The sequence below is a fragment of the Sphingomonas sp. 28-62-11 genome, assembly GCF_002278865.1.
Taxonomy (GTDB): domain Bacteria; phylum Pseudomonadota; class Alphaproteobacteria; order Sphingomonadales; family Sphingomonadaceae; genus Sphingomonas.
The window spans coordinates 16,915-34,287 of record NZ_NCGB01000030.1 but is presented as its reverse complement, the minus strand read 5'-3'; the positions used below and the strand labels follow the sequence as shown (position 1 = coordinate 34,287).

Sequence of the window (17,373 nt, the reverse complement as noted above, 5' to 3'; positions counted from 1 at the left end):
ATCCCGATCAACACCCGCCCCTGTCGGAGCAGCCCTGCCTGATCGGGGGAGAGGGGTAGAGCCGGGATGTCGTCCAGCCCCGCCCTCAACGGCAGGAGTATTTGTTCAAGTCCGCGCGCAATACCGAGTTCAGCCAATTTGTCCAGCGATATCGCGTGGGAGAGGGTGAACGGCCCGGCCTTGGTACGCCGCAGCATCGTGACATGGCCAACGGTGCCGAGCGCCAGCGCGATGTCGCGCGCGAGGGAGCGGATGTACGTGCCTTTGGAGACGTGGGCGGTGAGGGTGATGCGATCAAGTTCCTCCCCGGCACGGAGCATCGGGTCGGATCGTCCCCCGGACGATCCTTGACCATGCGGGGCATGGTCAACCCGATGCTGGGGATCATTCGCTCCTTCGGCGAATGGTGGAGGGGGCGCTCCACCAGCGCTGCGCTCGTGGTGAACCCCCTCCACCAGCTTCGCTGGTCCCCCTCCCCGTGCCGGGGAGGGTTTCAGTTCAAACACCGTCACCCGCCGCCCCGCCAGCACCAAATCCTCGCCCGCGCGCGCCAGATCATAAGCCCGCGCTCCATCTACCTTCAGCGCGGAATAGGCCGGCGGCACCTGCTCGATCGACCCGGTGAAACGCGGCAGCACTGCATCCACCTGCGCCAGCGTCGGCCGCAAATCGCTTTCGGCAATCACCTTGCCTTCAAGGTCGAGCGTATCGGTCTGCGCCCCGAACGCGATCGTGAAGTCGTACACCTTGTCGCTGTCGAGCATCCGCCCGGCGAGCTTGGTCGCCTCGCCAATCGCGATCGGCAGCACGCCCGTCGCCAACGGATCGAGCGTGCCGCCATGGCCGACCTTGATGCCGCGCTTGCTCGCATCGAACCCCGCCGTTCGCAAGGCACGCTTCACCGCCGACACGCCCTGCGTCGAGCCAAGCCCCAAGGGCTTGTCGAGGATGATCCAGCCGTGCACCGGGTTCAGCCCGCAGCGGCGGCAAGCCGTTCCGTGAAATGCTTGCGGCAGAGCGCGACATAACGATCCTCGCCGCCAATTTCGGTCTGTTGCCCTTCCGCCACCGCCTTGCCCGATGCATCGACGCGCAGGTTCATCGTCGCCTTGCGCCCGCATTCGCACACCGATTTAAGCTCGACCAGGCTGTCCGCGATCGCCAGCAGCCGCGCCGATCCGGGGAAAAGATCGCCTCGAAAATCAGTGCGCAGGCCATAAGCGAGCACCGGGATGCGCTGTACATCGGCCAGCATGGCGAGCTGATCGACCTGAGCGGCGGTGAGAAACTGTGCCTCGTCGACCAGCACACAGGCGATCGGCCCCTCGGCGGCAAGCACGGTCGCGGCGAGATCGGTGTCAGCATCGAAGGCGATTGCCGACCGATCAAGCCCGATCCGCGAGCCGATCCGCCCGGTGCCGGAGCGCGTATCGATTCCGGCGGTGAACAGCACCGTGTTCATCCCCCGCTCGCGATAATTGAAATCGGCCTGCAGCAGATTGGTCGATTTGCCGGCGTTCATCGACGCGTAGTAGAAATAGAGCTTGGCCATCAGTCCGCGGTATCGGCCTCGTCGTCACCCGCCGCCAGGTCGCGCACTACCTTGGGATCGCGCAGCAGCTTGTCGATATGGCTGCCCTCATCGAAGCTATCGTCAGCCAGGAATTTGAGCTTGGCCGCATATTTGGTGTTCACCCGCCGCGCGACTTCGCTTTGCAGATAGGCGGTGTTGGTGCGCAGTGCCTTCAGCACCACCGCCTCTTCCTTGCCGAGCAGCGGCTTCACGAACGCGGTTGCGTGGCGCAGATCGGGAGACATCCGCACTTCGGTGACGGTCACCATATGCTTCGCCAGTGTCTCGTCATGCACGTCGCCACGCGCGAGGATGTCGGACAGCGCGTGACGCACCTGTTCCCCCACGCGCAGCAGGCGGACGGAACGGGTTTCGGCGGTGTCTGCTGGTTTCATTGTTCAAACACTCTCGCAGCCGCTCTGGCAGTCAAAACTGCCAGAGCGGCTGAAATCAAAGCGTCCGCTCGCGCAGTTCGACTTCGTAGGTTTCCAGGAAGTCGCCCGGCTTGATGTCGGTATGGCTGGCAAAGGTCACGCCGCACTCAAGGCCGGCGCGCACTTCGGGTACGTCGTCCTTGAAGCGCCGCAGCGAGGCGATTTCACCGTTATAGATGATCACGTCGTTGCGGGTGATGCGTGCCTTCAATGCCTTGCGGATATAGCCATCGACCACGAGCAGGCCAGCCGCGCGACCATGCTTGCCGGCAGGGAAGACCTCGCGGATTTCGGCGCGGCCGACGACCGTTTCGAATGCCTCGGGGCCAAGCTCGCCCGCCATGCCCAGGCGAATTTCGTCGATCAGGTCATAGATGATGTCGTAATATTTGAGCGCGACCTTCTGCCGTTCGGCAATCTCGCGCGCCTTGGCATTGGCGCGCACGTTGAAGCCGATGATCGGCGCACCCGATGCACCGGCCAAGGTAACGTCGCTCTCGGTGATGCCGCCCACGCCCGAATGCAGCACGCGGGCACGAATGTCCGCAGTGCTGATCTTGTTGATCGACGCGACGATCGCCTCGACCGATCCTTGCGTATCGGCCTTCACAACAAGCGGGTACTCGATCGCCTGCTTTTCCTTCAGCGCGGAGAACATCATCTCCAGGCTGGCCGGAGCAGATGTGGTGCGCTTGCTGGTGATCACGCCCTGGCGATATTCCGCCACTTCGCGGGCACGCGCTTCATTCTCGACGACCTGCAGTGGATCGCCCGCCATCGGCACGCCCGACAGGCCGAGCACTTCAACTGGCATCGACGGGCCCGCTTCCTTGATCTGGCGACCCTTGTCGTCGATCAACGCGCGGACCTTGCCGCTTTCGGCGCCGACCACGAACACATCGCCGACTTTCAGCGTGCCCCGGCTGATCAGGATCGTCGCGACGGGGCCGCGGCCCTTGTCGAGCTTCGCCTCGATCACATTGCCCTCAGCCATGCGGTCGGGATTGGCCTTCAGCTCCATCAGTTCGGCCTGGATCTGGATCTTCTCGATCAGCTCGTCCAGCCCGGTCTTCTTGAGCGCGGACACTTCGACATCCTGCACATCGCCGGACATTTCCTCGACGATCACTTCATACTGAAGCAATGCCTCGCGGACCTTCTTGGCGTTCGCTTCGGGCTTGTCGATCTTGTTGATCGCCACGATCATCGGCACACCGGCCGCCTTGGTGTGGTTGATTGCCTCGATCGTCTGTGGCTTCAGCCCGTCATCGGCTGCCACCACAAGGACGACGATATCGGTGACGTTCGCCCCGCGCGCGCGCATTTCGGTAAAGGCTTCATGGCCGGGCGTGTCGAGGAAAGTGATCTTCGACTTGTCTTTCATCGTCACCTGATAGGCGCCGATATGCTGGGTGATACCGCCGGCCTCGCCCTTCACCACATCAGTGCCGCGAAGCGCATCGAGCAGGCTGGTCTTGCCATGATCGACGTGACCCATGATCGTGACGACCGGGGGACGCGGCAAAAGATGATCGTCGACATCGTCCTGTGTATCGATCGCAATATCGATGTCGCTGTCGGACACGCGGGTGATGTTGTGGCCGAATTCGGTCACCAGCAGTTCGGCGGTATCCTGGTCGATCGTCGCGTTAATCGTGACGGGCATGCCCATCTTGAACAATGCCTTGACGAGATCGGCGCCCTTTTCGGCCATGCGGTTGGCGAGCTCCTGCACGGTGATCGCCTCTGGCACCACCACGTCACGGACCTGCTTGGCCTGCACTTCGCGCGGACCACCGAAATGGCGCTTTTCCTTTTCGCGCGCACGCTTCAACGCGGCGAGCGAACGCGCGCGCGCACCGTCATTGTCGTTGAGCGCACGGTTGACCGTCAGCTTGCCCGACTGGCGGCGATCATCGACGCCCTTGCGGTCACGCGCTGGGCGGGCAGGGGGCTCGGCCGGACGCTTCGAACCGAGGGCCGAGGCAGGGCCAGCATTGCCAACGGGCGCTGATGATGTAGCGCGTTCGGGCTCTTCGGCCACGGGTTCGGGTTTGCGGACGGGTTGCGGGCGCTCGGGCCGCGGCACGGGCGTGAAGCGGCGGGGTGCCGGCATGCTGCTGTCGAGCGTCAGCTCGTTCGGGTTGGCAGCGGGTTCGACGGCCTCAGGCGCGGCCGGCTCGGGGGCTGGCGCTGCCGCAACCGGTGCCGGTGCGTCGGGCGTTGCTTCGGGTTCGGGCGGGGCACGGCGCGCTTCTTCGGCACGGCGGCGTTCTTCCTCGGCCGCTTCCTGGCGTTCGCGTTCTTCACGGCGGCGCGCTTCCTCGAGCGCGTTCATCCGCGCCTCGTCGGCCTCGCGCAGCAGCTTGGCCTGGAGTTCCTGACGGGAGAGCAGGCTGTCGCCTGCCTTGCGCGCGGCACTTTGCGGTGGCGGCGCAACGGGCGCGGGGGCGGGAGTAGCCGCCTGGGGTGCTTCCACAACGGCGGGTTCGTCGACCACGACAGTTTCGGCTTCGCCCGGACGCCGCAGCACGCGACGCGACTTTACTTCGACGACCACGGTGTTCGAACGGCCATGGCTGAAGCTCTGCTTCACCTTGCCCGTTTCGACCGTGCGCTTGAGACCCAGGGGGGCGCGCATGCCCAATTTCGGTTTTTCGTTGTCGGTATCGCTCATCAGGTCGCTCAAAGTCCTCAGATAATCGTGTCGGCTGTTGCCGAGTCGTCAGTCATGGGGTTGGTCACGTCCCCGGTATTATGGTCGGTATCGTCATCGACGGACGCCGATGCGCCCTGCGACGCCGTTTCGCAAGGCGCAGACTCCGGTTCGGGTCCGATAAAGTGCTGCCAGCGATTGAGCGCTTCGCCCAGTCGCCGGGCAGCGCCGGGGTCGGTAAGGCCAATATGTACCACGTTTTCGCGGCCCAGCGCCACGGACAATATAGGACGCGCCAGCGGGATTACCAAACCCCGTGCGCCGCCGCCCTCTTCGTCGCGCCCCACGCGCCACGCCTGGTCGAGCTTTCGCGTGCCGTCTGCACCCGCATCGCTGGCGTGGAGCAGCAGGTGCAGCTTGCCGCTGCGCGCCGCCTTCTCAATCCGCTCGCCTCCGACGACGATCGTGCCTGCGCGCGATTCGAGGCCCAGCCTGTCGAGTACGGCTTTCTCCAGCGCCTCGGCGATGCCGGCGGGCAGATCGGCCGGAATCGTGAACGCGCTGGTCTTGAACGCCCGCGCGAGCGCGCCCTTCAGCTTGCCCTTGGCGATCGCGGTTTCCAGTTCGCCGCGCGTCACGCCGATCCACGCGCCGCGACCCGGTGCCTTGGCACGCACATCGGGATGAATGACGTCGTCCGGCCCGAGCACCAGCCGAACCAGGTTCGCCCGCGCGGCCCGGTCGCCGGACAGGATGCAGCGGCGGATTGGGTCAGCCGAGGTCATGCCGCGGCCCTCCCAACCCATTTGGAACCGTCATGCTGAACTTGTTTCAGCATCCAACGCGCCGCACTTCCCGTCCGAACTCGCGGAGAGATGGACCCTGAAACAAGTTCAGGGTGACGGCAGGTGTGGGGAAACCCTAGCGCCTCATCGTGGGGGAACCGCATGCGCGTCCTCCCCTGAAGCCGAAACGGGCACGGGTGCGGGGCGATCGGCGATCAGGATGCCGCCCGCGCCGTAATTCTCCGTCGACACTTCTTCGATCACGATCTGCACCGCATTCGGGTTCTTGCCCAGCCGATCGACCAGCGAACGGGTCACGTCGGCGACGATCCCCGCTTTCTGATCGCGCGTGGCCGTGCCCGAAATGCGGATGCTGACGAACGGCATCAGGCGTCCTCACCCTCCGCAGCGTCGGCCGGTGCCGCTTCCTCATCCTCGAACCAGTGCGCACGCGCGGCCATGATGATCTCGTTGCCCTGATCTTCGCTCAGACCGTATTCGGCGAGCACGCCGCCCTTGTCTTCTGCGCGGCCCTCGGGGCGCTTGGTGTCGCTGTCGGCGCGGCGACGCTGCTCCTGGCGCTTCTTTTGCACCAGTTCGTCGGTCGCCAGATCGGCAAGATCGTCAAGCGTCTTGATGCCCGCCTTGCCGAGCGTGACGAGCATCGCCTCGGTCAGGTGCGGCATCGTGGCGAGTGCATCCTCGACGCCAAGCTCGCGGCGCAGCGTGCGATTGGCTTCCTCGCGGCGCTCGAGCGCCTCGGTCGCGCGGCTTTGCAGCTCGGCGGCGAGATCCTCATCGAACCCTTCGATCGACGCGATTTCGTCGACTTCGACATAAGCGACTTCTTCCAACGCGCCAAAGCCCTCGGCGACCAGCAACTGTGCCAGCGTCTCGTCGACGTCGAGCTCGTTCTGGAACATTTCCGAACGCTCGACGAATTCCTTCTGGCGCTTCTCGCTGGCATCTGCCTCGGTCAGGATGTCGATCGCCTTGCCGGTGAGCTGCGACGCCAGACGCACATTCTGGCCGCGACGACCGATCGCGAGGCTGAGCTGATCATCGGGCACCACGACCTCGATCCGGTCCTCTTCCTCGTCGATCACGACGCGGCTGACGCTGGCGGGCTGGAGCGCGTTGACGACGAAGGTCGCGGTGTCGGGCGACCAGGGGATGATGTCGATCTTCTCGCCCTGCATTTCCTGCACCACCGCCTGCACACGGCTGCCCTTCATGCCGACGCACGCACCGACCGGATCGATGCTGCTGTCATGCGAAATCACGCCGATTTTCGCGCGCGATCCCGGATCACGGGCCGCCGCCTTGATCTCGATGATGCCGTCATAGATTTCGGGCACTTCCTGCGCAAACAGCTTCTTCATGAAATCGGGGTGTGCGCGGCTGAGGAAAATCTGCGGGCCGCGGTTCTCGCGGCGCACGTTCAGGATCAGGCTGCGGATACGGTCGTTCACGCGCACTACTTCGCGCGGGATCTGCGCGTCGCGGCGGATGACGCCTTCGGCACGGCCCAGATCGACGACGACATGGCCGAACTCGACGCGCTTGACGACGCCGGTGATGATCTCCCCCACGCGGTCCTTGAACTCTTCGAACTGGCGCTCGCGCTCAGCATCGCGGACCTTCTGGAAGATCACCTGCTTGGCGGCTTGCGCGGCGATGCGGCCGAATTCGATCGGGGGCAGCGGATCGACGATGTAATCGCCCACCACGGCTCCGGCCTGAAGCTTCTGCGCTTCCTTCAAATTCACCTGCTTGAAGTAATCGTCAACGGCTTCCACCACCTCGACAACGCGCCACAACCGCAGATCGCCGCTCTGCGGATCGAGCTTGGCGCGGATGTCGTTTTCCGCACCGTAGCGGGCCCGCGCGGCGCGCTGGATCGCGTCTTCCATCGCTTCGATCACGATACCGCGATCGATCAGCTTTTCCTTGGCGACGGCATCCGCAATCGCGATCAGTTCGGCTTTGTTGGCGGAAACGGCAGAGCCGCCGGGGGCAGTGGCCATGAGGTATCAGTCCTGTTCTTGGGTATCGGTTGCCGCCAGATCGGCAGCGGGTTCAATCTCTTCGTCTTCGAATTCGTCAGCGCCTGCGGTCGAAAGCGGTGCGGTGGCGGCGAGCAGCCGGTCAGTAAACAGCAATTTGGCATCGGCGACCTGATCGAAGCCGATCGTCATCGCCTTGTGCTTCTTAACGTCGATCGTGATCCGGTCACCCTCGACGCCCGCGAGATCGCCGGTCAGCTGCTTGCGGCCATCGATCGGCTCGACCAAGTGGATGCGGGCTTCATGCCCCTTCCACACATCGAAATCGCTCAGGCGAGTCAGCGGGCGATCAATGCCCGGCGAACTGACCTCGAGCCGGTACGCTTCCTTGATCGGATCACGCCCGGCCTCTTCCAGCGCATCAAGCACGTCCGAAATCCGGCGCGACAGCGCGGCGCAATCATCGATGTTCAGCTGGCGGGTATCGGGCCGCTCGGCCATCACCTGCAGCGTCAGATCACCAGCACCGCCGAACATTTTGACGCGCACAAGATCGAAACCCAGCGCACGCGCCTCGGGCTCGATCAGGGCTGACAATTGTTGGGCGAGGTCCGCCAAAAACATTCTCCGAATAAGCAACCGCGCCGCCGGCCCCGGTGGGGTCCAGCCTCTGCAGCGTTACCGATGTAGAGAAAGCGCACGGGCGATATAGGCCGAACGCGTTATGCTGGCAAGCATCCAAGCGCGCCGATATGCGTTTGCCCATCCAGACACCCCGACGGAGTCCCTTCATGCGCCCTTATCTCGCCCTGCCGCTGCTGCTTGTCGCCTGTGCCGGCAATGCCCAGCAGAACAGCCCGTCGACCTCTGCCAAGCCCTTCACCGAAACTGTCATCGCTGATTTCGATTCGCCCTGGGCGATGACGTTCCTGCCCGATGGCCAGATGCTGGTGACGGAAAAGGACGGCCGGTTGCTGCTGGTATCGGCAGACGGCTCCGCGCGTGCGGTGGTGAGCGGGACGTTGCCGGTCGACAGTGCCGGGCAGGGCGGGTTGATGGATGTCGTCCTCGCCCCCGGTTTTGCGACCAACCGTCAGGTTTATTTCAGCTTTTCGGAGAGCGGCCCTGGCGGCAAGGGCGTGGTGCTCGCGCGCGGCGAGCTCGAGGTCGCGCAGGTCAAGTGCGTTCGCGCACCGTGTCCGCCGATTGCGCGCCTGAACAAGGTGGAGGTGCTCCACCGCGCGAATCCCTATGTTTCGGGTAGCGGCCATTATTCGGGCCGGATCGCGTTTTCGCCCGACGGGCAATATCTGTTCTACGCCAATGGCGAGCGCCAGAAATTCGATCCCGCGCAGGACCCCAAGGCTTCACTCGGCAAGGTGCTGCGGCTGACGCTCGACGGGAAGCCCGCGCCGGGTAATCCGCTCGCCGCGCAGGGGTTCGACCCCGCGATCTGGTCATACGGCCACCGCAACATTCTGGGCCTGGCCTTCGATGCGCAGGGGCAGTTGTGGGAGCAGGAAATGGGCCCGCGCGGCGGCGATGAGCTTAACCTGATCGAGCCGAGCAAGAACTACGGCTATCCCAAAGTATCGAACGGCGATCATTATGATGGCCGCACTATCCCCGATCACGCGCCCGGCGACGGGTTTGAGGCACCCAAGGTGTTTTGGAACCCGGTCATCTCGCCCGGTGGGTTAATGATCTATTCGGGCGATCTGTTTCCCGCGTGGAAGGGCGATGCCTTTATCGGCGGCTTGTCGAGCCAGGCGCTGGTGCGCGTCGATCTCGACGGTACTAATGCGAAGAAGGGTGACCAGTTCGATATGGGCGCGCGCATCCGCGAAGTGGAACAAGGGCCCGACGGGGCGATTTATGTGTTGGAAGACGCCAATGGTTCGGATGGCCGCCTCATCAAGCTAACGCCGAAGGAGTGAGTCCGACAAACTTGCCCTTCGTCCGGCTCGTCAGATGAAACCGCCGACATCGGTCGCAGCGATAGGCGCGCAAGGGCACGCTCGCCGCATGCGCCGCTATTAGCGCATCCGCTGCGCTAACAAACCCTGCTTTGCGGGCGCAAACGCTAAGCTTGGTGCGCATGGGTCGTCCTTTCCGGTCAGCGCCGTGATCAGCATTTTCCTACACGATGTATCTTGTGATAGCGTCGCCGCCGCTCTTTAACATCGTCGGTTCCTGGTTGAAATTTGGCGCTTCACCCGCCGCTGCCGAAAAGTGCTGGAGACCCGCAACTTCCGCAACTTTACCGCGCATCGCCCCCGCTATTCCCCGCCCAGCGCCTCGATCCGCATCGTCGCCTCGGCAACGCCGGGATTGGCGGGGCTGCCGGTCATGGCCTCGAAGACGTCGCTGAGCTTGGCATAGCGCGTACGGGCGTCGCGCCACAGATCGATCGCACCGGCCACATCGCCCACCGCTTCGGCCTGGCAGGCGGCGCAGCGGACGGCATTGGCGATGTCGAGCGGGGGTGTTTCAGGGACTTGCGCGTAGAACCACAGCGCCTGCGGGCAATCGGGCTCGGCCTCCTCGGCGCGGCCCGATTCGATCAGCATGTCGGCGCGGTGGCGCAGCGCATGGGCGAGCGCGAGCGGGTTGGTGCCAGCGCGCAACAGTTCGATCGCCACACTTTGATGGTCGATCGCCGCAGCCAGATCACCCGCGTCGCGCGCCGCCCGCGCCGTGTGGAGCAGGGCGGCGATCTCTTTCACGGCCGCACGATCAGATAGTTCATCCGCGCCGACGCAATCGGCCGGTCGCGATCATCCTGCCACGCATGCGCCTCGACATTGGCGACGCGGGTGCCCAATCGGGTGACGATGCCCAGCGCGCGCGTTTCCTTGTCGCGCCCGCCGCGCATATAATCGACGGTGACGTTGATCGGCTTGATCTTGCCGCCGCCATCCGCCTCCAGCGCGTGCTGGAGCGACGCGATCGCCGCCATTTCCAGCAACCCGCCAATCGCGCCGCCGTGGAGGAATCCGGGTCGCCCGGTAACTTCGATGACGAACGGCATCATCAGCACCGGCGGACCATCTGCGCTGGGCTCAACCACCAGTCCCAGAACATCGGCATAGGGTGGCAGCTTCATGGCTTCCACTCCATGAACATGAACGTGCCGGCGACATGCGCGAGCGGATCGGCCGGGTCGCCATCATGCGCGGTGCCGCGAATGAAGGATATGGTGCGCGTAATGCGGTAACATTCGCCGCGCCCGTACACGGTCTTTTCGGGCGTCGCAGGGCGCAGATAATCGATCCGCAGGTCGAGCGTGGCGTGCGGGCGGAAGCTGCCCAGTTTGATCCACACCGACAGGCTGGTCGCCATGTCCATCATCGTCAGGATCGGGCCAGAGGCGAGCACGCCTGATTCCGGATCGCCAATCAGCCGGGGATCATAAGGCAGCTTCAGTTCGGCCCAGTCAGGCCCGTGATCATGATATTGGATCCCGAGCAGCCCGGCATGGCCGCGCTTGCCAGCGCCGACGAACAGGCGGGGATCAAAGGAGAGGGCGGGGGTCTGGGTCATGCTGAGCGGGCTCTACACCGCTGCGCGCGCCGTGCAAGTTGGGTGTACTTGCCGCACAAGCCGATTGCCGCCGCCGCTGCCGCCCGGTAGCGTTGCCCCAAAATGATAACAGGAGAGACGGGTGCATCCCAGCGTCCACGCAACAACCACGCCTGAAAAGCCCGCGCTGATCGTTGCCGAAACCGGCGAGACGATCAGCTACGCTGCGCTCGACGCCCGGTCGAACCGCGCCGCCCAGCTGTTCCGTCGCGCCGGGCTCGGCGTTGGCGATACGATTGCGCTGTTCCTCGATAACATCCCCGAATTCTATGACATCGCTTGGGGCGCGCAGCGCGCAGGCCTGTTTTATGTCTGTATCCCGAGCAAGCTCACCGCGCCCGAAGTCGAGTATATCGTCCGCGATTCCGGTGCGAAGCTGGTGATCGGATCGGCGGCGATGGCGGGGGTCGCGTCGGCTTTGGTGGAGCCATTGTCGCACTGCGCGCGGCTGATGATCGGCGGCACGGTTGACGGGTGGCAGGATTGGAACGCGGCAGTCGCCACCATGCCCGATACGCCGATTGCGGACGAACGCGCGGGCGTCGACATGCTCTATTCGTCGGGCACCACCGGCCGCCCCAAGGGCGTGCGTGTCGCCCTGCCGGAGGATCCCGCGATCACCGCACCCAATGTGCTGGTGATGCTCGCTCAGGCGCTCTACCGGCTCGGGCCGGACAGCATCTATCTCTCCCCCGCGCCGCTCTATCACGCGGCACCCTTGCGCTGGTCGATGACGGTGATGCGGCTCGGCGGCACCGTGGTGATGATGCAGCATTTCGATCCCGAAGCCGCGCTGGCCGCGATCGATCGCTACAAGGTGAATTCAAGCCAATGGGTGCCGACCCATTTCGTCCGGATGCTCAAGCTCGATGAGGCCACGCGGGCGCGCTACGATCTGTCGAGCTTAAAGGTCGCGATCCACGCCGCCGCCCCGTGCCCGATTCCCGTCAAGGAAGCGATGATCACCTGGTGGGGGCCGGTGCTGTACGAATATTATGCCGGGTCCGAAGGGAATGGCCTGACGACGATCGATTCGACCCAGTGGCTGACGCACAAGGGATCGGTCGGGAAAGCCGCCTATGGCGAACTCCACATCTGCGATGAGGCCGGGAATGACGTGCCACCCGGCACCGAGGGGCTGGTCTATTTCGCGGGCGGCGGCGTCTTCGAATATCACAATGATCCCGAAAAGACGGCGGAGGCGCGCAACGCGCATGGCTGGACGACGCTCGGCGATATCGGGCGCGTGGATGAGGAGGGCTATCTCTACCTCACCGATCGCAAAAGCTTCATGATCATCTCGGGCGGGGTGAACATCTACCCGCAGGAAATCGAAAACCGCCTGATCACCCATCCGCGCGTCGCCGATGTCGCTGTCATCGGCGGACCATGCCCCGAAATGGGCGAACGCGTGATTGCCGTGGTGCAACCGGTCGACATGGCAGAGGCGGGGGATAGCTTCGCCGCCGAACTCACCGCCTGGTGCCGCGCCGAACTGTCGGGCGTCAAAACCCCGCGCCAGATCGATTTCGCCGCCGAACTGCCCCGCGCGCCGACGGGCAAGCTCTACAAGCGCCTGTTGCGCGATCGTTATTGGGGCAATAGCGATAGCCGGATTGTTTGAACCAACGTTCGTCACCAATGCCTCGTCATTGCGAGCGTAGCGAAGCAATCCAGCGTTGCCGCAAGTGGAGGGGCTGGATTGCTTCGCTACGCTCGCAATGACGGGCAGGGGGTTGGCGGCCCGTGAAAGGAACTGACATGCAAGACCGCGTTCGCATTACCGTCACCGATCATGTCGCCGATGTGAAACTGATCCGCAGCGACAAGATGAATGCGCTCGATCCGGCGATGTTTCAGGGCATTGCCGATGCGATCGCGCAGCTGGCGGAGAGCAAGGACGTGCGCTGCGTCGTCCTGTCGGGCGAGGGGCGCGCCTTCTGCGCGGGGCTCGATATGGCGAGCATGGCGAGTGGCGGCACCGGCACCTCGCTTGCCGATCGCACGCACGGCGACGCGAACCTGCCGCAGCATGTCGCCTGGGGCTGGCGGACGCTGCCGATGCCGGTCATCGCCGCGGTCCACGGCGTGGCGTTCGGCGGCGGCTTTCAGATCATGTCGGGGGCAGACATCCGCATCGCGAGCCCGCACACCCGCTTTGCCATCCGCGAAGTCTATTGGGGCCTGGTGCCCGATATGGCGGGCATCGCGCTGTGGCGTGGCATCGCACGTGACGATGTGCTGCGCGAACTCACCTACACCGCGCGGGAGTTTGAGGGGCCCGAGGCACTGGCGCTCGGCTTCGTGACGAAACTCGCCGACGATCCCTGGGCGGAAGCGATGGTGCTCGCCAAACAGATCGCCGCGCGCAACCCGGAAGCGGTGCGCGGATCGAAAAAACTTTTCAACCTCCAGCCCGATCTCGACAGCGCCGCGATCCTGCAGGCCGAAAGCGATGTGCAATTGGGCGTCATCCGCCGCCCGAACCAGATCGAACAGGTGATGGCGAATATGGAAAAGCGCGCGGCGGTGTTCGAAGATTGAGGGGGATTTTGGCTGTTTGCGCAAATGGGAGCCTTTGAAAGATAGGCTTCTAAGTATGTCGCCGATAGCCGATTGTTGGTCGCGAGAATTGCTTGGAGCGATGTAATTCAGCCGCTCTACGAACCGCGTCCGGATGGACCGTGGCCATGAGGCGAAGCGAGGGAGGCGAGCCATGACGGTGGCACCCGTGGTGCTGTTGCTGGGGACGGGTGCGGCGATCGGCGCCTTTATGGGATATCGCTATCTGCGCGGGCAGCGCAATTCGCAGGCACTGGCAGGGCTGCACCTGCTGCTTGGTATCGGTGGGTTGGAAGTCATGGTGATGCTGCTGCGCGGTGCGCCCAGCGGCGACGCGGAAGCACACCGTGCAATGGGGTCAACCGTCGCTTTGGTCATCGCCGGGGCGCTGCTGACAGGGCTGTTCGTGCCGATCATCGCCAAATCGCGGCCCGGCATCGTCGGCGGCTGGTTAGCCGTGCATGCGACGGTGGCAACGATCGGCTTCGGTATGCTCCTGTTCTGGGCGCTGGGCACCTAACGGGCATAGTGGACGATCGGCCACTCCCATTAATGTTCGAAAACCTCCGCAGTCCTGCGCTTCGGGCGTCAGCCTGCCGGAACGCGCCACCCCTCCAGCGCCGCGCGGTATTCATCCGGCAGCGCGGTCAGCCCGCCTTCGCTGCTCATCACCACCACCGTGTCGCAGGTGGCGATCGGCACATCGTGCTGGAACGCGGTCGACAGGATCGTCCAGCTGCGGGTGCCGATCTGGCCAATGCCACTCGCCACCACGACATCGGCGGGGAAATGCCCCTCACCGAGATAATTGATGATCACCTGCGCGACGAGCCAGCGCCGGTCGCGCCACGCATCGAGCCCCGTCGCCTGGTTGAACTTCACCCGGCCGCTTTCGAGGATCGCGGCCATCCCGACATTGTTGATATGGCCGAGCACGTCGAGGTCCTGAAACCGGGTCTGGATGATCTCGCGGTGCGGGTATGCCTCGGCTGACAGCCGCCAGGCTTCCGGGCGGGCCATCAGCTGACCGCGCTCACAGGCCGCTGGCAAACATGTCGATCTTGCCCAGCGGCACGCCCTTCATCCGCAGAATGGCGTAAGTGATCGAGGCATGGAACGCGATATTGGTCGCCGCGAACACGCTCACCCAGTGCCCGGCGGGCAAGGTCGGCTCCATCGTTTCGCCGAGTTGCACCGTCAGCGGCACATCCTCGCGCCCCGCGAAATGCTTCGGGGTCAGCGTTGCCAGAAACGCCTTGGCCTTGACGATGGCGGCCTGAAAACCGGCGACATCGAGATCGGCGGTAATCGCCTCCGGCACCGGCAAGCCGGCGGCACGCGCGGGCCACGCCTGCGCGAAATTGACGACCACCATCACCTGAAACCCCAGCGGATGCATATCGTCAGCCAGCCGCCAGCCGAGCATGTCCTGCTCGCTGATGCCGTTCGCTGCCGCAAAGGCCGACCCCTTGGTGAGGAGATGGGCGGCGGTATCGAGGTGACGGCGGAACAGGTCGACAAAGGTGAAAAGCGAGACAGTCATGGGTGTTCCTGATGGTGGGAGGCGATCCGGGAGTTAATTCCGGGTCGTCGGACGGGGCCGCTGGCCCCGCCGGCCGCGCTGGCACGAGTCGGCGCGCAGCATGCGCGCCGCCGTGCTCAGCGTGGCGCCATCCGGATCGCGCCGTCGAGCCGCACGTCCTCGCCATTGAAATACCCATTCTCGATCATCGTCAGCGCGAGGTGCGCGTATTCCGGCGCAAGGCCGAGCCGCTTGGGGAAGGGGACGCTCGCGGCGAGCGCTTCCTTCACTTGCGGCGGTGCTGCGTTCATCAGCGGCGTGTTGAAGATACCGGGCAGGATTGTGTTGATGCGGATGCCTTCACCCATCAGGTCGCGCGCGATGGGCAGGGTCATGCCGACGACCCCACCCTTGGAAGCCGAGTAAGCCGCCTGGCCGATCTGACCGTCTTCGGCGGCGACCGATGCGGTCATCACCATCGCGCCGCGCTCGCCGTCTTCACCGGGTTCGAGCGTCAGCATGCCCGCGGCCGATTTGGCAACGCAGCGGAAGGTGCCGACCAGGTTGATCTGGATCAGCCAGTTGAACGCCTCAAGGCTGAAATGCTTGATGCTGCCGTCTTCCTTGGAGCGGCTGGCGGTCTTCATTGCATTGCCGGTGCCGGCGCAGCAGACGAGCACGCGCTCCTGCCCATGCGCTTCGCGGGCCTTGGCGAAACCGGCATCGACCGATTCCTCGGATGTGACGTTCACTTCGCAGAAGATGCCGCCGATGTCCGCCGCAACGGCCTCGCCCTTGGCGGCCTGCATGTCGAAAATGGCGACCTTGACGCCCTTGGCGGCAAGTGCGCGCGCGGTGGCCTCACCAAGGCCGGATGCGCCGCCGGTGACGACGGCGGAGACGGTGGAATCGAGTTTCATGAATGCTCTCCCTGATAGTACCGCCGTCATGCTGAACTTGTTTCAGCATCCATCGCACCGCACGAACGATCGTCCGAGGGGATGGCTGGACCCTGAAACAAGTTCAGGGTGACGGCCCTTGTTCGTTGGTTCGACCTTACAGCCGCTCGATGATCGTGACGTTGGCAATGCCGCCGCCTTCGCACATCGTCTGCAGGCCGTAGCGCCCGCCGCGTGCATTCAGCGCATGGACGAGCGTCGCCATCAGCTTGGTGCCCGATGCGCCAAGCGGATGGCCGAGCGCGATCGCGCCGCCATTGACGTTCAGCTTGGCATGATCGCCGCCGGTATGCTTCATCCAGGCCAGCGGCACGGGCGCGAAGGCTTCGTTCACTTCGTACAGGTCGATTTCGTCGATCGTCATGCCGGCACGCTTCAGAGCCCGGTCGGTCGCGAACAACGGCTCTTCGAGCATGATCACCGGGTCGCCGCCGGTCACCGTCAGGTTCACGATCCGGGCGAGCGGGGTCAGGTTATGCGCCTTCAGCGCTGCTTCGCTGACGATCATCACCGCCGAAGCGCCGTCGCAAATCTGGCTGGCATTGGCGGCGGAAATCGTGCCGCCTTCCTGCAACAGCTTGACCGAGCTGATCGATTCGAGCGTCGCGTCATAGCGGATGCCCTCATCGGTCTTGTGCCATTCGGTGCCATCGGGCCCTTCGACCTCCATCGGCACGATCTCGGCAGCAAACGCGCCCGACTGGGTTGCGGCAATCGCACGCTGGTGGCTTTCGAGCGCAAACGCATCGAGCTGCTCGCGGTTGAAGCCATGCTTCTTGACGATCATTTCGGCGCCCATGAACTGGCTGAACATGATGCCGGGATATTTCTCCTCCAGGCGCGGCGACTTATAGTTGCCCATGCCCTCTTTCATGTGGAGCATCATCGTGGAGCCCATGGGCACCCGCGTCATGCTCTCCACGCCGGCGGCGATCACGATGTCCTGCGTGCCGGACATTACGGCTTGGGCGGCAAACTGCATCGATTGCTGCGATGATCCGCACTGGCGATCGATCGAGACGGCGGGCACGCTGTCGGGCAGATTGCGCGCGGCGAGCACGGCGTTGCGGCCGATCTGCCCCGCTTGCTGGCCGCCCTGCATCACGCAACCCATGATCACGTCGTCCACCGCTGCGCCGTCAATGCCGGTGCGTTCGATGATCGCGTCGAGCACGGCAGCGGCCATGTCGACCGGGTGCGTACCCGCCAGCTTGCCGCCACGGCGGCCCCCGGCGGTGCGGATTGCGTCCACGATATAAGCTTCAGGCATCGCCATTCTCTCCATCAACTGACG

General features: G+C 64.3%; 19 protein-coding genes. 4 read left to right on the top strand and 15 right to left on the bottom strand.

The genetic code is table 11. From position 1 onward, the window contains the following. From truB to rimP, 8 genes are all read right to left on the bottom strand, one after another. Nucleotides 1-965 (bottom strand): tRNA pseudouridine(55) synthase TruB (gene truB, locus B7Y49_RS11310; RefSeq protein ID WP_374127699.1); only part of this gene is annotated, 965 nt, incomplete at its 3' end. Nucleotides 966-970: 5 nt separating this feature from the next. After that, nucleotides 971-1,552, bottom strand: a complete 582-nt coding sequence (locus tag B7Y49_RS11305) for a thymidine kinase (RefSeq protein WP_374127698.1) — start codon at nt 1,550-1,552, stop codon at nt 971-973. Beyond that, nucleotides 1,552-1,968, bottom strand: a complete 417-nt coding sequence (gene rbfA / locus B7Y49_RS11300) for a ribosome-binding factor A (protein ID WP_374127697.1) — start codon at nt 1,966-1,968, stop codon at nt 1,552-1,554. Before rbfA ends, B7Y49_RS11305 begins: the two co-directional genes overlap by 1 nt. A 55-nt stretch (nt 1,969-2,023) precedes the next feature. Further along, nucleotides 2,024-4,684 carry a translation initiation factor IF-2 gene (gene infB / locus B7Y49_RS11295; protein ID WP_374127696.1) on the bottom strand — a complete coding sequence of 887 codons (2,661 nt, stop codon included), beginning with the start codon at nt 4,682-4,684 and terminating at the stop codon, nt 2,024-2,026. 17 nt (nt 4,685-4,701) lie between these two features. Beyond that, on the bottom strand, nt 4,702-5,448 hold the full coding sequence (locus tag B7Y49_RS11290) for a DUF448 domain-containing protein (RefSeq protein WP_374127695.1): 747 nt from the start codon (nt 5,446-5,448) through the stop codon (nt 4,702-4,704). Nucleotides 5,449-5,592: 144 nt separating this feature from the next. Further along, nucleotides 5,593-5,835 (bottom strand): 4-oxalocrotonate tautomerase family protein, encoded by a 243-nt coding sequence (locus B7Y49_RS11285; RefSeq protein ID WP_374127694.1) that lies wholly within the window; start codon nt 5,833-5,835, stop codon nt 5,593-5,595. Further along, complete coding sequence (nusA, locus tag B7Y49_RS11280; protein WP_374127693.1) at nt 5,835-7,475, bottom strand: transcription termination/antitermination protein NusA; 1,641 nt, start codon at nt 7,473-7,475, stop codon at nt 5,835-5,837. Before nusA ends, B7Y49_RS11285 begins: the two co-directional genes overlap by 1 nt. A 6-nt stretch (nt 7,476-7,481) precedes the next feature. Continuing rightward, nucleotides 7,482-8,078, bottom strand: a complete 597-nt coding sequence (gene rimP, locus B7Y49_RS11275; RefSeq protein WP_374127692.1) for a ribosome maturation protein RimP — start codon at nt 8,076-8,078, stop codon at nt 7,482-7,484. Nucleotides 8,079-8,245: 167 nt separating this feature from the next. Between rimP and B7Y49_RS11270 the strand changes: the two genes are divergently transcribed. Continuing rightward, the gene (locus B7Y49_RS11270; protein ID WP_374127691.1) at nt 8,246-9,391 is read left to right on the top strand and encodes a PQQ-dependent sugar dehydrogenase; all 1,146 of its coding nucleotides are present in this window, start codon (nt 8,246-8,248) and stop codon (nt 9,389-9,391) included. Between the two features lie 342 nt (nt 9,392-9,733). Here the strand turns inward: B7Y49_RS11270 and B7Y49_RS11265 are convergent, their stop codons facing one another. The 3 genes from B7Y49_RS11265 to B7Y49_RS11255 are packed head-to-tail and all read right to left on the bottom strand — an operon-like array spanning nt 9,734 to nt 10,997. Then, nucleotides 9,734-10,180 carry a hypothetical protein gene (locus tag B7Y49_RS11265; RefSeq protein ID WP_374127690.1) on the bottom strand — a complete coding sequence of 149 codons (447 nt, stop codon included), beginning with the start codon at nt 10,178-10,180 and terminating at the stop codon, nt 9,734-9,736. Further along, nucleotides 10,177-10,560 (bottom strand): PaaI family thioesterase, encoded by a 384-nt coding sequence (locus B7Y49_RS11260; RefSeq protein WP_374127689.1) that lies wholly within the window; start codon nt 10,558-10,560, stop codon nt 10,177-10,179. The genes B7Y49_RS11265 and B7Y49_RS11260 overlap by 4 nt, the downstream gene beginning before the upstream one ends. Next, nucleotides 10,557-10,997 carry a PaaI family thioesterase gene (locus B7Y49_RS11255; protein WP_374127688.1) on the bottom strand — a complete coding sequence of 147 codons (441 nt, stop codon included), beginning with the start codon at nt 10,995-10,997 and terminating at the stop codon, nt 10,557-10,559. The genes B7Y49_RS11260 and B7Y49_RS11255 overlap by 4 nt, the downstream gene beginning before the upstream one ends. 121 nt (nt 10,998-11,118) lie before the next feature. Between B7Y49_RS11255 and B7Y49_RS11250 the strand changes: the two genes are divergently transcribed. The 3 genes from B7Y49_RS11250 (at nt 11,119) to B7Y49_RS11240 (ending at nt 14,118) form a co-directional block, all read left to right on the top strand. After that, complete coding sequence (locus B7Y49_RS11250; RefSeq protein WP_374127687.1) at nt 11,119-12,660, top strand: acyl-CoA synthetase; 1,542 nt, start codon at nt 11,119-11,121, stop codon at nt 12,658-12,660. A gap of 137 nt (nt 12,661-12,797) precedes the next feature. Then, nucleotides 12,798-13,580 (top strand): crotonase/enoyl-CoA hydratase family protein, encoded by a 783-nt coding sequence (locus B7Y49_RS11245; RefSeq protein ID WP_374127686.1) that lies wholly within the window; start codon nt 12,798-12,800, stop codon nt 13,578-13,580. Between the two features lie 172 nt (nt 13,581-13,752). Next, a complete protein-coding gene (locus B7Y49_RS11240) occupies nt 13,753-14,118 on the top strand; it encodes a hypothetical protein (RefSeq protein ID WP_374127685.1) in 366 nt (121 codons plus the stop codon). A 68-nt stretch (nt 14,119-14,186) separates the two neighbouring features. On the opposite strand, the gene B7Y49_RS11235 is transcribed toward B7Y49_RS11240, so the two are convergent. From B7Y49_RS11235 to B7Y49_RS11220, 4 genes are all read right to left on the bottom strand, one after another. Beyond that, a complete protein-coding gene (locus B7Y49_RS11235) occupies nt 14,187-14,618 on the bottom strand; it encodes a thioesterase family protein (protein WP_374127684.1) in 432 nt (143 codons plus the stop codon). Nucleotides 14,619-14,631: 13 nt separating this feature from the next. Beyond that, nucleotides 14,632-15,141 carry a DUF1993 domain-containing protein gene (locus B7Y49_RS11230; protein ID WP_374127683.1) on the bottom strand — a complete coding sequence of 170 codons (510 nt, stop codon included), beginning with the start codon at nt 15,139-15,141 and terminating at the stop codon, nt 14,632-14,634. 116 nt (nt 15,142-15,257) lie between these two features. After that, complete coding sequence (locus tag B7Y49_RS11225) at nt 15,258-16,040, bottom strand: SDR family NAD(P)-dependent oxidoreductase (protein ID WP_374127682.1); 783 nt, start codon at nt 16,038-16,040, stop codon at nt 15,258-15,260. 136 nt (nt 16,041-16,176) lie between these two features. After that, nucleotides 16,177-17,349, bottom strand: a complete 1,173-nt coding sequence (locus tag B7Y49_RS11220; RefSeq protein ID WP_374127681.1) for an acetyl-CoA C-acetyltransferase — start codon at nt 17,347-17,349, stop codon at nt 16,177-16,179. Nucleotides 17,350-17,373 lie beyond the last annotated feature (24 nt).

Bases quoted from the DNA above. Each gene is read 5' to 3' on its own strand.
- B7Y49_RS11230 (WP_374127683.1), bottom strand. From the start codon at position 15,141: ATGACTGTCTCGCTTTTCACCTTTGTCGACCTGTTCCGCCGTCACCTC.
- B7Y49_RS11245 (WP_374127686.1), top strand. From the start codon at position 12,798: ATGCAAGACCGCGTTCGCATTACCGTCACCGATCATGTCGCCGATGTG.
- B7Y49_RS11255 (WP_374127688.1), bottom strand. From the start codon at position 10,997: ATGACCCAGACCCCCGCCCTCTCCTTTGATCCCCGCCTGTTCGTCGGC.
- B7Y49_RS11220 (WP_374127681.1), bottom strand. From the start codon at position 17,349: ATGCCTGAAGCTTATATCGTGGACGCAATCCGCACCGCCGGGGGCCGC.
- infB (WP_374127696.1), bottom strand. From the start codon at position 4,684: ATGAGCGATACCGACAACGAAAAACCGAAATTGGGCATGCGCGCCCCC.
- B7Y49_RS11235 (WP_374127684.1), bottom strand. From the start codon at position 14,618: ATGGCCCGCCCGGAAGCCTGGCGGCTGTCAGCCGAGGCATACCCGCAC.
- B7Y49_RS11285 (WP_374127694.1), bottom strand. From the start codon at position 5,835: ATGCCGTTCGTCAGCATCCGCATTTCGGGCACGGCCACGCGCGATCAG.
- nusA (WP_374127693.1), bottom strand. From the start codon at position 7,475: ATGGCCACTGCCCCCGGCGGCTCTGCCGTTTCCGCCAACAAAGCCGAA.
- B7Y49_RS11225 (WP_374127682.1), bottom strand. From the start codon at position 16,040: ATGAAACTCGATTCCACCGTCTCCGCCGTCGTCACCGGCGGCGCATCC.
- B7Y49_RS11305 (WP_374127698.1), bottom strand. From the start codon at position 1,552: ATGGCCAAGCTCTATTTCTACTACGCGTCGATGAACGCCGGCAAATCG.
- B7Y49_RS11260 (WP_374127689.1), bottom strand. From the start codon at position 10,560: ATGAAGCTGCCACCCTATGCCGATGTTCTGGGACTGGTGGTTGAGCCC.
- B7Y49_RS11240 (WP_374127685.1), top strand. From the start codon at position 13,753: ATGACGGTGGCACCCGTGGTGCTGTTGCTGGGGACGGGTGCGGCGATC.
- B7Y49_RS11290 (WP_374127695.1), bottom strand. From the start codon at position 5,448: ATGACCTCGGCTGACCCAATCCGCCGCTGCATCCTGTCCGGCGACCGG.
- rbfA (WP_374127697.1), bottom strand. From the start codon at position 1,968: ATGAAACCAGCAGACACCGCCGAAACCCGTTCCGTCCGCCTGCTGCGC.
- rimP (WP_374127692.1), bottom strand. From the start codon at position 8,078: ATGTTTTTGGCGGACCTCGCCCAACAATTGTCAGCCCTGATCGAGCCC.
- B7Y49_RS11270 (WP_374127691.1), top strand. From the start codon at position 8,246: ATGCGCCCTTATCTCGCCCTGCCGCTGCTGCTTGTCGCCTGTGCCGGC.